5 protein-coding genes are annotated in these 14,320 nt (G+C 63.9%); all 5 read right to left on the bottom strand.

From position 1 onward, the window contains the following. Nucleotides 1-12: 12 nt before the first annotated feature. Nucleotides 13-1,170: an ABC transporter permease gene (locus AC0L16_RS02630; RefSeq protein WP_473618840.1), complete on the bottom strand. Its 1,158-nt coding sequence runs from the start codon at nucleotides 1,168-1,170 to the stop codon at nucleotides 13-15. 12 nt (nucleotides 1,171-1,182) lie between these two features. Continuing rightward, nucleotides 1,183-2,217, bottom strand: a complete 1,035-nt coding sequence (locus AC0L16_RS02625) for an ABC transporter permease (RefSeq protein ID WP_473618839.1) — start codon at nucleotides 2,215-2,217, stop codon at nucleotides 1,183-1,185. A gap of 89 nt (nucleotides 2,218-2,306) precedes the next feature. Beyond that, nucleotides 2,307-3,962 carry an ABC transporter substrate-binding protein gene (locus AC0L16_RS02620; RefSeq protein ID WP_473618837.1) on the bottom strand — a complete coding sequence of 552 codons (1,656 nt, stop codon included), beginning with the start codon at nucleotides 3,960-3,962 and terminating at the stop codon, nucleotides 2,307-2,309. Between the two features lie 381 nt (nucleotides 3,963-4,343). After that, complete coding sequence (locus AC0L16_RS02615) at nucleotides 4,344-12,260, bottom strand: translocation/assembly module TamB domain-containing protein (protein WP_473618836.1); 7,917 nt, start codon at nucleotides 12,258-12,260, stop codon at nucleotides 4,344-4,346. Beyond that, nucleotides 12,260-14,188 carry an autotransporter assembly complex protein TamA gene (locus AC0L16_RS02610; protein ID WP_473618835.1) on the bottom strand — a complete coding sequence of 643 codons (1,929 nt, stop codon included), beginning with the start codon at nucleotides 14,186-14,188 and terminating at the stop codon, nucleotides 12,260-12,262. The genes AC0L16_RS02615 and AC0L16_RS02610 overlap by 1 nt, the downstream gene beginning before the upstream one ends. Nucleotides 14,189-14,320: the final 132 nt, after the last annotated feature.

Raw genomic sequence — 14,320 nt, 5'->3', positions numbered from 1 at the left:
AGAACCCGTCCATCAATCTTTCATCGATTGCTCACGCAGCGAGTCGGCCAGCAGGTTAAGGCCCAGCACGAACGACATCAGCGCGATCGTCGGCGGCAGCGCCGGATGGATGAAGGAGCGCAGCAGGCGGCTGGCATCCTTGATCGCGGTGCCCCAGTCCGGGCTCTCGGGCGCCAGCCCCAGGCCGAAATAACCGAGCGTGCCGAGCAGGATCGTGGTGTAGCCGATACGCAGGCAGCCATCGACGATCAGCGGCCCGCGCGCGTTGGGCAGGACCTCCCACAGCATGATGTACCAGGGCGATTCACCGCGCGTCTGCGCTGCCGCCACATAGTCGCGCGTTTTGATGTCCATGACCAGGCCGCGCACGATGCGGAACACGCCGGGGCTGGAGGCGAACACCACCGCCACAAAGATGTTGAGCTGGTTGGGATCGATATGGATGATCCTGAACGGATCGGCATCGAAGACCAGGCCGGCATAGACCCAGCCGCCAATGATCAGCGTCAGCCCCAGCAGGATGTAAAGCCGGTCGGGCCGTTTCTTGTAGCGCGTCCAGAACAGCACGCTGAAGAAGATGATCGGAAACATGAAGAACACGCCGGCCATCGCATAGGGTATAGGTGTCTCCATGATGCCCGGCGTCACCAGGAGGTAGAACAGCAGGATAACCGGGAAGGCGAGCACCAGATTGGCGAGAAATGACAGCACCGTATCGATCCTGCCGCCATAATAGCCGGCCGGCAGGCCGAGCGTGATGCCGACCATCAGCGCAAACCCGGTCGCCGCCGGCGCGATGATCAGCACGATCTGGCTGCCGTAGACCATGCGGCTGAACACGTCGCGGGCAAGCTTGTCGCCGCCGAACAGGTAGACAAGTCCCGATTGCGGCTCGACCGCGCCCGGCAGCGCGTCCTTCATGATCGAAACCTGCGCCAGTGGATTGAAGGGCGAAATGGTCGACGCAAAGATCGCTGTGAACAGCCAGAACAGGCAGATGCCGACGCCGGCAATGCCGACGCCGCTGTCGAAAAGCTGACCGTAGAGGCCAAGCCTCTTCTTGTAGGCGAAGCTCGCCCCCATCACCAGGACGAGAGCGATCCAGACCGGCCAGAAACGCGCAAGCACGCCAAGCACCACATTGAAGGCGCCGATATATTCAAGCTGCATCCGCTCGATCCCCTATTGAACTCTGATACGCGGATTGAGAAACGCGTAGCCGACATCGGAAATGAGCTGCGTGATCAGGACGATGAACACCGAGACCAGGGAGCAGCCGAGCAAAAGATCGATATCGTTGTTGCCGGCCGCCTCGACCAGCGTGTAGCCAAACCCCTGGTAGCGGAACATCACCTCGACAATGACGACGCCGGTGAGCAGCCAGGGAAATTGCAGCATGATGACGGTGAACGGCGCGATCAGGGCGTTGCGCAGCGCGTGCTTGACGACGACGCTGCCGAAGGAGAGGCCCTTCAACCGGGCGGTGCGGATATATTGCTGGGTCATCACCTCGACCATCGAGGCGCGGGTCATGCGGGCGATATAGCCGATGCCGTAGATCGCCAGCGTCATCACAGGCAGCGTGAAGTTGTAGAACGTGATGCCCCGGCTGGCGGAAGCCGCCGAACCGTTCAGCAGGCCGAGCCATGAGGCGAAGATGACGGTGAAAATGACGCCCGAAACATATTCGGGCGTCGCCGTCGAGGCGATCGAGGCGACCGACAAGGTTCGGTCGGTTCGCGAGCCTTCGCGCATGCCGGCGAGGATGCCGATCAGCAGCGAGATCGGCACCATCACCACAAGCACCCAGAACATCAGGATTCCGGTTGCACCGAGCGCCGGGAAAAGCTTCGACGCGACCGTCGTCTTGAACTTGGTCGAGCAGCCGAAGTCACCCTGCAGCACGCCGGAGAAGGTCGGCTCGACAGGATCATTGCAGAAGGAAAAACGTCGCGCGGGTTTGCCCGTTGCCGGGTCTGTGACCGGCTGTTTGGGCACGATACCCAGCCATTGGCCATAGCGGGAGAAGAAATTCTGGCGGTAGCCATGGTTGACCAGCCAGCTTTCGAGCTGCTCGGCCGAGGTATGCATTTCGGTCTGGCTGATCGCCAGCTTTTTCAGATTGGGTTCGAGATTGACCAGGAAGAACACGACCATCGTCAGGCACAGCATGGTGAGAAGCATGGTGCCGAGCCGTCTGAGAACGAATGCAAACATTTTATGCCCCTGCCGGTTTGGTTGGGGTAAGAAAGATCAACAATTGAGCTAGAGAAAGGGGCTGCAGCCCCTCTCTCTATACGCGCTGGTCATGCCTCCTTGTCGAGCCATACCCGGTAGAAATCGTGCTCGTTGGTCGGGTGCATGCCGTGGTTCTTTACGTAGGTGGCCGAGTGATTGTAGAGCGAGCGCCAGTAGGGCTGGATGATAATGCCGGAATCCTGCAGGATCTGCTCGAGATCCTTCATCAGCAGCTTGCGCTTTTCGACATCGGGCTGCGCTGTCGCTTCGGCAAGCTTTTTGTCGAACTCGGGATTGGCATAGGCGGTCTCGTTCCAGGCTTCGCCGCTGCGATACCCAAGCACCAGGATCTGAACACCCAGCGGACGCATGTTCCAGGTTGTCATCGAGAAGGGATATTTGGTCCAGTCGTTCCAGAAGGTGGCACCCGGCAGCACGGTGCGCTTCACCTTCAGACCCGCCTCGCGCATCTGCGCGGCTATCGTATCGCCGCTGTTCTTGTGCCAATCCTCGTCGGTGGTGATCAGGTCGTGCTCGAAATCGGCATGGCCGGATTCTTCCATCAGCTTCTTGGCGCCCGCCGCATCGCGTGCCTTCTTGGGCAATTCCACATACTCGGGATGGATCGGCGAAACATGATGGTTTTCCGCCACCGTGCCCCGGCCACCATAGCCGAGCTGAAGAACGGTGGCGTTGTCGACCGCCATCTGCAGCGCGTTGCGAACCTTTTGGTCGTCATAGGGTTTGTTGTTGACGTTCATGCGCGCCACGATGGTCGCGGCTGTGTTGACCTCGGACTTCACAAGCCCAAGCCCGTCGAGGATATCGACATAGTCGGCGACGGTTTCGTAGTTGGTATCGACCTCTCCTGCCTCGAAGGCGCTGACAGCGGCCGACGGGTCTGCTCCATAGTCGATGAACTCGACCCCATCGAGGTAGGCCTCGCCGCCCCACCATTTGCCGTTCTCGCGCCGCTTCAGCACTGCCTTGGAGCCGACATCGTAGGACACAAGCTCGAACGGCCCGGTGCCGATCGGGTGCGAGACGAGGTTCGACCCGTTCTTCTCGAAATCGCGATGCACGATGATGCCGGGATAGTCGGAGACGCCCGGAATGAAGGTGATGTCGGGCGCCGGAAATTTGACTTTGATCGTATGGTCATCGACCTTCGTTATCGCGCCATCCCTGGCCTTCTTCGTCGCCGGATCGACCAGTGCGCCCATGCGCGCCGCCATCGAATTGCCTTCTGCTGCTCCGTCGCACCAACGCAGAAGGTTGAACATCACGTCATCGACACCGAAGGCATCGCCATTGTTCCACGTCACGCCTTGGCGAACGTGGAGCGTGTATTCGGTGGCGTCGTCGTTAATTTCCCAGCTTTCGAGCAAAGCCGGCTCGAATGTGAATTCGCGCGTGTACTTGACCAATGGCTCAAGGAACTGGCGCGCCACATTCGCCATTTCTGGCCAGTCGTAGGAGCGAGGGTCCTTCTGGTCCTTGACGAACATCGAAACCCTGATCACGCCGCCCTTCTTAGGCTCTTGAGCGAGTGCCGGCGTCGGCGCGGCCAGACCGAGCATTCCGTAAGCCATCGCGGTCGACGCTCCGAACACGCTGGCCAGAGCCAGGAATTCGCGGCGATCCACCTTGCTTGCCTTGGCTTTTTGGGCCATCGCCAGGATGTGATCCGGAACACGGTCGCCATTACTCTTGTAGATTGTCATCGAGAACTCCCATTGTTGGCTTTCTGCCTTTTACCATTCCGCATCCGGGCCGTGATGTCAAAAACGGCACGGACTGGGAACATGCCAAGGAATGTGCAACTTTGGAAGGGAAGCAGTTCGCGTGATAACGACAGTCTTGGCGCAAAATTGCTATTGCCCGGCAGATTTCGTTCGAATCTCCGGCAGCGATCAAACTGAGACATCCACTACCGCGCCGCACGTCCCGTCGGGCGCGCAGCGGACGCTGTAGTAGGTTGATTTTGCGCCGAAATCGATCTCGAATTCTCGCGGACATGCGCGAAGCTTTGCACCGCGCCACCCGATCCCGGATAATGCCAATACGGCGACGAGGGCTGTCGGGCCCTTTCGAGTCGGCCGGCTTCAGTACTCGCGCTCATAAAACACGCCGCCCTTGGCTTCGCCGGCGTCGGTGGCTTCGCCGCGCAATTTGACGCCGCGGCCGACGTCGAGATCGATCGCCGCCTTGCCCGAACCCGGCTTGTCGCCCTTCTGGATCGTCACATAGGTGCGGTCGTTGAGATATTTGCCGGCCGAGACCGCGGTGCCGCCCTCCTCGTCGGTGATGACGTCGAGATCGTCGACGCCGATGGCGTTGCGCAGGTTCTGGAGCAGCGAGGTCGAGCCACCGATGCCGGCCAGCTGCGCGGCGGCTTCGGCAAGCTGGGCGATCTGCAGCGGCGACAGGTTCGACATCGAGCGGCCGAAAATCAGTTGCGCCAGAACCTCGTCTTCCGGCAGCGCCGGCACCGACGAGAAGTTGAATTTCGGATTGGTCGCCTCGCCCGACACCACGATGGTGACGGTGGTGCTGCTCGTCGTCGATGTCGCCGTGAGATTGAGATAAGGCACCAGCGACCCCGAAAAGCCGACCGTGCCTTCGGTGAAGGTCAGCCGCTTGGCCAGGATCGACAGCCGACCGCGCTGCAAGTCAAAGGTGCCGACCGCTTGCGGCGACGATGCCGGGCCGGTCAGCCGCAGCGAACCGCCAAGCTCGGCATCGACGCCCCTGCCCTGGATGAAGATCTGGCTGGGCGCGTTGACCGTGACATCGAGGTTGAGTCCGCCGCCACCGCTGCTGCTGCTCGCCGTCGCCGGGCGCAACGCCTTGTCCTGCGCGCGCACGGCGGCCGGTGCGTTCTTGTGCCTGACGTTGAGCGCCGCCAGCGAGCCCGGCAGCCTTTCGGGAACGGTGATGACGGTCTTGGCCAGGTTGATCGTACCCGAGATCACCGGCGCCGATGCGAGTGGCCCCTTGATGGTCAGGTCGCCGCCGAGATTGGCGGTGACCACCCTGCCATCGGTGTAGCGGCCGTCGACGAGCTTGACCGACAGGTCGGCCGGAAAGCCCTGCGCCGGATTGATGCCGACCGTGCCGCTGGCCGACAGGCTGCCGCGCGTCGACAAATTGCCGGTCAGGCGGTTGATCCTGGCGACGCCATCGCCGATCGCCACATCGGCAGTGATATCGTTGATCGCAAGTCCCGAGCGTGCATCGATCAGGCGGGCGCCTGACGTGCGGACCGTGCCTGAGATCACCGGCGCCGTCGCCGGGCCGCGCACCTTCAAATTGACGTCGGCCGTGCCGTTCAACGACAGGCCTTGCGCGGCCAGCGTCCGGGTCAGGAAGGCGAACGGCACCTTGCCGGAAAAGTCGAGATCAAGCGTCGGCGTGCCTGAGGTCGTCATCGTGCCGCCGCCCTTGAGGCCGAGACCTGCGGCATCGCTCATGCTGGCCTCGAAGCTCAGTCTGTTGCCGGAAAACGTGCCGGAGGACGAAACGCCCATGCCGCCGAAACCGGCGCCGCGGGTCTGCGACGTCTGGACGCCTGCGGCGTCGACCTTGAAGGCGACGGCCGGATTGGCCGGCGCGCCCGTCACCTTCACCGTGCCCGAGATCGAGCCGGCGGCATCGAGGCCGGGCGAGAAACTGTTGGCGAGCGACATCGGCACCCGCGCCAGCGTCGCGTTGAGATTGAGCGCCTCCCCGACCTTGCCCGAAACCGTCGCCGTGCCGCCGCCGAGGTTGAGTGCGAGCCTGTCCAGGCTGGTGGTGCCGTTGGCGATGGTGATGGTCGAGGTCTGGGCGATCGCCGCCTTGATGCCGCGCATGGTCGCCTCGCCGGAGGCGAGCTCGACCGTCGTCGTGCCATTGGCGACCCTGACGCGGCCGGCCGCCCTGGCCGGAATGTCCTTGACGGTGGCGCCGCCGGAAAAGCCGGTCCAGTCGCCATCGCGGGTCAGATCGACATCGATGCCGCGAATGACGGTGCCGCCGGAGGTGACGCTGTCGGCCCGGATTTTTCCGGAGATCACCGGTGCCGCGAGATAGTTGGCGATCGATGCATCGATGGTCACCGTCTTCGCCGAAACATCGCCGCGTGTAATCGAAGCCGTCGAAGCCTTGACGGTGACCTCAGGCGCATTGCCGGTCTTCGAGAACACGATCGTCCCGCGCACGTCGCCTTCCGCCTTTTCCAGCGCAAGCGCTGCCAGCGGTCCGATGTCAGGCAGGTCGAGCGCCACGGTTCCTTCAGGCACGAAAGCCTCGTCAAGCGCCAGGTCGCCTGATATCCGGTTCTTGCCGAGCGACAGCAAAAGCCCGTCGATGGCGCGCTTGCCGTCTGACGTCGCCAGCACGGCGCTGCCTTGCAGGGGCTGGCCCGCGACATTTCCGGTCAATTGGACATTGGCCGCCGGGTTGGCGGCATCGGCCTTGCCGGTGGCGGTGAGGCTCAACCCGGAGATCTCGCGTTCGGCAACCGAAAGCCGGTCGCTGTTGACCGTCAGCGACAGGTCGGGCGCGGTGCTGGCGCCTTGCGCGTTCAGCGCGAAGGTGATGGCGCCGTTGGCGTCCCCGGACAGAAGCGAGATGTCGGCCAACGCGCCCTTGATGTCGACGGTGAGCTTGTTGTGGGCAAGGCTGGCCTGCCCTTCGGCGCTGAATGCACCTGATACCAGCCTGATGGCGTTGGCGATAACATTGCCATTGGCGTCGCGCTTCAGCGCGGCACTGAGTTCCGTCCGCTGCGCTAGCACGCCGCGCGCTGCCGCCGGCAGCGCCGCGGAAACGGCGTCGGTCTTGAGGTTGAGGTCGATGGCGCCGTCGGTTAGCGAGATCCTTCCATTGAAGCCGGTGTTCAACGCGTCGCCCGTCACCGACCCGCTGTCGATGACAATGCCGTCGGTAGCGAGATCGCCGGCGACCTTGGCAGTGATCTTTCCGGCGAGCAGCGGCGCGATGGTCGGATTGTCCAGGCCGATCTTGCCCGCCGTCACCGTGCCGGAGATCGGCCCTGTCCGGCCCTTCAGATCGAAGGCGTCGGAATGGAGCGCAAGCGCGATGCCTTCAGCCTTGGCCAGGTTGGTGGCGACCGACGGCAGTGTCGCGGAGATATTCAGCGTCGATTGCATGCCCTGCCCCGCGACGTCCACCGACAGCGCCTGCAACTCGAGATTGATCGGGCTTTCGGCGCTGCCGAGCGCCAGCGGCAGGCTCGGGCCGGTCGAGGCCAGGTCGAGCGAAAAATCGCTGGCGCCGTTCGGATTGATGGTGCCGGCAGCCTTGCCGGAAATTTTGTCTCCTGAAAGTGCCGCGTGGTCGATGGCGACGCCGCCGGCGGAGGAGAAGCTGCCTGCCGCATCGAGGTTGAGCAGCCCAAGCCCCGCCTGGCGGGTCTGGCTGGTCTCGGCGCCGCTGAGCTGCGCATTGAAACGAATGTCAGGGGCTGCCGACGGTCCCGTCACTTGCGCCGTTCCACCGAGCGTGCCCGCGGCGACGAGGCCGGGTGAAAAATCATTGGCCAGGGCGGCCGGCAGCGCGGAAAACTCCGCCGCGAGGTCGAGCGTCGGGCCGGCGGTGCCGGACACGGTCACCGATCCACCGCCGACATCGAGCATCAGCCTTTCGATGCTTGCGGTACCATTGGCGATGCTTAAGCTCGACGGCTGCGCGATCGCCGCGTTGATGCCGCGAATGGTCGCTTCGCCGGAAGCGATCTCGACGCTTGTCGTGCCGTCGGCGATCTTCACCCTGCCTTCGGCCCTGGCCGGAATGTCCTTGACAGTGGCGCCGCCGGAAAAACCTGTCCAGTCGCCGTCACGCTTGAGATCGACATCGATGCCGCGAATGACGGTGCCGCCGGAGGTGACGCTGTCGGCACGGATTTTTCCGGAGATCACCGGTGTGGCGAGATAGTTGGCAACCAGCGCATCGATGGTGACCGTCTTTGCCGAAACATCGCCGCGTGTAATCGAAGCCGTCGAAGCCTTGATGGCGACATCAGGCGCATTGCCGGTCTTCGAGAAGACGATCGTGCCACGCATGTCGCCGTTAGCTTTTTCCAGCGCCAGGGCTGCGAGCGGACTGATATCGGGTAGATCCAGCGCCACCGTGCCGAGCGGCAGGAATTGATCGTCGAGAGCAAGGTCGCCCGAAACTTTGTTGTCGCCCAGTGACAGGCTTAGTCCGTTTATGGACCGCTTTCCCTGGCGCGTTACCAGTGACGCTTTGAAATCGAGTGGCTCGTCATTGACGGATCCGGTGAGCGAGATATCGGCCGCCGGGCTGGCGATGTCGCCCTTCCCCGTCGCGGTGAGCTTTAGCCCGGTGATTTCTCGCGCCGCCACCGAAAGCCGGTCGCTGTCGACTGTCAGCGACAGGTCCGGCGCTGTACCAGCGCCCTGCGCGTTCAGCGCGAACGTTATGGCGCCCTTGGCATCCCCGGACAGAAGCGAGATGTCGGCCAGCGCGCCCTTGACGTCGGCGCTGACCTTGTTGTCGGCGAGGCTGGCCTGCCCGTCGGCGCTGAATGCACCTGATACCAGCCTGATGGCGTTGGCGGTAACATTGCCGTTGGCGTCGCGCTTCAGTGCCGCGCTGAGCTGCGTCCGCTCGGCGAGCACGCCGCGCACTGCCGCCGGCAGTGCTGCAGAAGCCGCAACCGCCCTGAGGTTGAGATCGATGGCGCCATCGGCCAGGGAGATCCTTCCATTAAAGCCGCTGTCCAGTACCTCGCTCGTCACCGAGCCGCTGTCGATGATGATGGTATCGGTAGCGAGATCGCCGGCGACCTTGGCAGTGATCTTTCCGGCGAGCAGCGGCGCGATGGTCGGATTGTCCAGGCCGATCTTGCCCGCCGTCACCGTGCCGGAGATCGGCCCTGTCCGGCCCTTCAGATCGAAGGCGTCGGAATGGAGCGCAAGCGCGATGCCTTCAGCCTTGGCCAGGTTGGTGGCGACCGACGGCAGTGTCGCGGAGATATTCAGCGTCGATTGCATGCCCTGCCCCGCGACCTCAACCGACAGCGCCTGCAACTCGAGATTGATCGGGCTTTCGGTGCTGCCGAGCGCCAGCGGCAGGCTCGGGCCGGTCGAGGCCAGGTCCAGCGAAAAATCGCTGGCGCCGTTCGGATTGATGGTGCCGGCAGCCTTGCCGGAAATTTTGTCACCTGAAAGTGTCGCACGGTCGATGGCAATGCCGCCGGCGGACGAGAAACTGCCTGCCGCATCGAAGGTGAGCGGCCCGAGCCCCGCCTGGCGGGTCTGGCTGGTCTCGGCGCCGCTGAGCTGCGCATTGAAACGAATGTCAGGGGCTGCCGACGGTCCCGTCACTTGCGCCGTTCCACCGAGCGTGCCCGCGGCGACGAGGCCGGGTGAAAAATCATTGGCCAGGGCGGCCGGCAGCGCGGAAAACTCCGCCGCGAGGTCGAGCGTCGGGCCGGCGGTGCCGGACACGGTCACCGATCCACCGCCGACATCGAGCATCAGCCTTTCGATGCTTGCGGTACCATTGGCGATGCTTAAGCTCGACGGCTGCGCGATCGCCGCGTTGATGCCGCGAATGGTCGCTTCGCCGGAAGCGATCTCGACGCTTGTCGTGCCGTCGGCGATCTTCACCCTGCCTTCGGCGGTGGCCGGAATGCCGACGACCGTGGCGCCGCCGGAAAACCCGGTCCAGTCGCCGTCGCGCTTCAAATCGACACCGATGCCGCTGATCACGGCGGCGCCTGATTTGACCGTATCGGCCTTGATCGTGCCGGAGATCGCCGGTGCCTTGAGATAGTTGGCGACCAGCGCGTTGACGGCGATGGTCTTCGCCGCCAGATCGCCGCGCGAAATAGACCCGCTCGTCATATCGATGGCTACCGTCGGCGCGCCACCATCATTCGAGAGGCGGATGCTGCCCTGCACGTCGCCGGCCGCCGTCTGCCCGGCAAGTGCCGCCAGCGGGCCGATATCGGGCGCTTCGAGGGTCAGCGTGCCGAGCGGCAGCAAACTGTCGTCGAGCACGAGATCGCCCGAGACCTTGTTGTCGGCCAGCGACAGGCTAAGCCCGTTGAGGGAACGCGTTCCGTCACGCGTCACCAAAGATGCCCTGAGATCGAGCGGCTGGTCGTCGACGGACCCGGTCAGTGCGACATCGGCAGCCGGATTGACGATGTCGGCCTTGCCCGTCGCAGTCAGCTTGATCGTCTTGACCGTACGGCCCGACGCGGTCAGGCTGTCGCTGTCGGCCGAGACCGAGAAATCCGGCGCCGAGCGCGCGCCGCTCGCCGTCAGCGCGAAATTGACGGCCCCGCCGACCGGTACGCCGACCATCGGCGACAGCACCGAAACGTCGCCGAGCGTGCCCCTGATGTCGGCCTGGATGTCGGTGCCTGTCGCGCTGGCGGTGCCGCTGGCGCTGAGCGAGCCCGAATTGAGTTGCAGCGCATTGGCGGCAAACAAGCCTTGCGGGTCGCGGGTCGCGGTCGCCGAGAATGTCACGCGCTCGCCGAGAACCTGGCGGATCTGCGGCGGCAGCGCCGTCGAGACGGCATCGGCATTCATCTTGAGCGTCATCGCCAGATCGGCCAGCGTCACCTTGGACGTCACCGAGGCATTGAGCGCATCGCTGCGCAGCGTGCCTTGATCGACGACGATCTCGTCCTTGCTGACCGACCCGGCGAGGTCCGCGGTGACCCTGCCGGTCACCAGCGGCGCCAGCGTCGCCACGTCGGTGTTCAGGCCGCCGGCGACAAGCTTGATGGTGACCGGTCCGCTGCGGTCCTGGATGTCGAAGCCGTCGGAATGGATTTCGGCCGCCAGATCGTCCACCCGCGTGCCGCCCGCCACCACCGAGACCAGGGACGCGCCGATGTCGATTATCGGCGCTTTGCCGCCGCCGAACGCGCGGGCCGTAGCGCCGGTGATCGCCACCGTCACCGGCTGCGCCGCGGCACCGAGGCTGAGCACGATCGGTGGACCCTTGGCGGCGAGCTCCACCGAAAGATCGCTGGCGCCATTGGGGTCGACGATGCCCGCAGCGGTGCCATGCACGGCATCGCTGTCGATGCTGGCGCGCTCGACTTCGACGCCGCCCGTCACAATCGCGGTTCCGGCGAGGTCGAAGCTGGTCTTGCCGGCAAACAAGGATTTCAGATTTTTGGGCAAGAAGCGCTGGAAGTCGCCGTCGCCCTTGGCCTCGACATAGTTGCCCTTGTCGGTGAGTTGGTGGCGACCGGTGAGTTGGGTCACGATCTGGCCGTCGACGACGAAGGTACCGATGCCGCTCCAGTTGGCGACCGGCCCGGTGCCGGTAACGACGATGTTGACCGGCGGCGCATCGGGCAATTTGAGGAGATTGGCGATGATGCCGCCGGCCGGCTCCGATGCCTTCAGATCGAGGTCCAGTTTGTTATCGGCGGGCGCGAAATGGATGTTGGCGTCGACCTTGCCTTGCCTGCCGTCGCGGCGAGTGATGTTGAGGCTGGTTTCGAGCGCCAATGGCGCCGCGTCGGCCTTGAACGATCCCTTGGCCGCGAGCTCGGCGATACCGCTGCCGGCCAGCGCCTGCCCGAGCGCGATTTCCGGCAGGTCGATCTGCTTGATGTCGAGCGACACCGGCAGCGTGGTGGCGCCAGCTTGGCTCGGCTGCGTGCCGGCCACCGGCAGCCGCGCCAGCTCGATGCGATCGGCGCCGACGCGGCCGGCGCTGAAGTTCTTCGACAGAAGCGCCAGCGGCGACCAGTCGACGGCCACCTTGCGCGCCACCAGCCAGGCGCCCTGGCGATCCTCCAGCACCACATGGTCGACTGTCAGCGCTCCGGACCAGATGCCGTCGATGCCGCTGACCGTGACCTTCCGGTCATCGCTCGACGCCACGGTCGAGATGATGCCGGCGAGATTGGCGCGGCCGCGCTCGGTCTTGGTCAGCACGACGAGCGCACCGATCACCGCCGCCACCAGGACGAGCAGCGTGTAAAGGACAATGCGGAGGATGCGCTTGAACATTGTCATCAAAACGCCTGGCCGATACCGGCATAGATGCCGAAATCCGGGTCATCGGGATCCGGGTTGAGCGGCACCGCCGCATCGATGCGCAACGGTCCGAACGGCGTAATATAGCGCAAGCCGACGCCGGCGCCGACCTTCATGCCGGAAAAATCCGGGAATTGATTGGTCGAGACGGTGCCGGCATCGACGAACGGCACGACGCCGATCGTGTCGGTGATGGCGATGCGCATCTCGACCGAGGTCTCGAACAACGAAAGCCCGCCGATCGGCTGTCCGTCGGCGTCCTTCGGACCGATGCCCTGATAGGCATAACCGCGCACCGAGCCGCCGCCGCCGGCATAGAAGCGCCGGTTGGCCGGAACATCCTGAAGGCCGGCGCCGACGATCGAGCCGATGACGACGCGTTCGGCCAGGATGAATTTCGAAGCCGTGTCGAGCGACTGATAGGCCGATCCTTCGCCCCTCAGCTTGACGAAGGCCGCACCGTTCAAAATGTCGTAGCTCGGCTCGGCATAGGCCAACGCCCTGAATCCCGTCGTCGGGTTGAGCCGGCTGTCGCGGTTGTCATAGACATATCGCAGCGGAACGCTGGCAATCAGATAGGTGTGCTTGCCGAAAGAATCAGTGATCTTCGAATAATCGAGCGCGACTTCGGCGGAAACCGTCTGCTGCCTGTCGAGTTCATAAGACAGGCCGGTGTTGCCCTTAACCGAGAAATTGTCGTAGGCGTCGGGATGCTCTAATACGGTGCTGACGCCGGCGAAGAATTTCGATGCCGGCCCGACCACGCCCGGCTTTTCGAACATGATGCCGGCATTGTAGTTGAGCTCGGTAAACTCATTGCTGCCGATGCCGCTGATTGCGCCCTCGATGCGCAGCTTTTCGGCACGGCCGAACAGATTGCGGTGACCCCAATAGCCCTCGAGGCCGAGCCCCTCGGTGTTGGAGAAGGTGCCGCCAATGCCGAAATAGCGCGGCTTGCGCTCGCTGACTTCGACGCCGATCGGGATGTTGCCGTCGGCGTCGAGGCTGTCGGCCTCCTTCAGCGTCACGCTGTTGAAAACTTCCAGCCCGAGCAGCCGGTCGCGCGCCTCGTCGACCTCTTCCGGCGAATATTGGCGGCCGCGCTTGAGGCCGGTCATATATTCGGTGAAATCGCGGTCGACCTTGTCGGTGCCTTCGACGGTGGTGTCGCCGTAGCCGGCAACCGGCCCGGCGGCCACAGTCAGCGTCACGTCGAGCGTCGAGGTGGCGTGGTCTGCAACGATCTCGCGGGCCGTCACCTTGGCCAGCGGCCTGCCGCCCTCCTTGAGCGCCCGCACGATCGACGCCTCGGCCTTGAGCACGGCACCGGAACCGGCATCGCCGCCGGCGATCAGGCCGAAATCGGCGCCAGCCAGCCCCGCCGCGTCGCCCTCCAGCCTGATGTCGCCAAGCGTGAACTTCGGCCCGGCCGCAATGTTGATCACCACCGGAATCGGCTGCGGACCCGAGAATTCGGCGTCGGGCGGCAAATCGTCGAGCGGCTTGCCTTCGATGGTAATGGTGACGACGCCCTCGTAGCGGGCGTCCGCATAAAGGGCGGCGACAAGCTGATCGCGGTCGGCACGCGCCTTGGCCAGCAGGCCGAGCGAACCGGAGACCGGACGTTCTTCGTCGTCCTTCAGCGCCGAGGCGTTTTCGAGTTTCTCGGCGAGATCCTCGTCGGCGTCGGGCGCCTCGATGGTCGCCGCATAGCGCAGCGGATCGACGATGTCGGCATCTTCATCCTCGGACGATCCCCACAGCTTGATGCCGAAGATCTCGAAAGCGACCGCATTTCCGCTCGCGCCAACCAGTGCTGTCGAGCATAGCAAGGCGGAAAGCAGGGCGAGCGAAACCACGCGCCGTGGCGCGGTTCCTCCCGAAATCTGCCTTTCATACGCCGACATTACAACTCTACACTAGCGGCCAAAGCTAAAATTGGAATGAAGTTCTGAATTGCTCGTAAACGGGCCACAATCCAAATGCCACAATCCAAGTGTCCGAAATGGACAGGGCTTGGAATTCACACCTTCTGCGTC

It is taken from the genome of Mesorhizobium sp. WSM4848, assembly GCF_055811375.1.
Note: the sequence above shows the minus strand (reverse complement) of the source record. Positions and strands in the feature narration are given on the sequence as shown.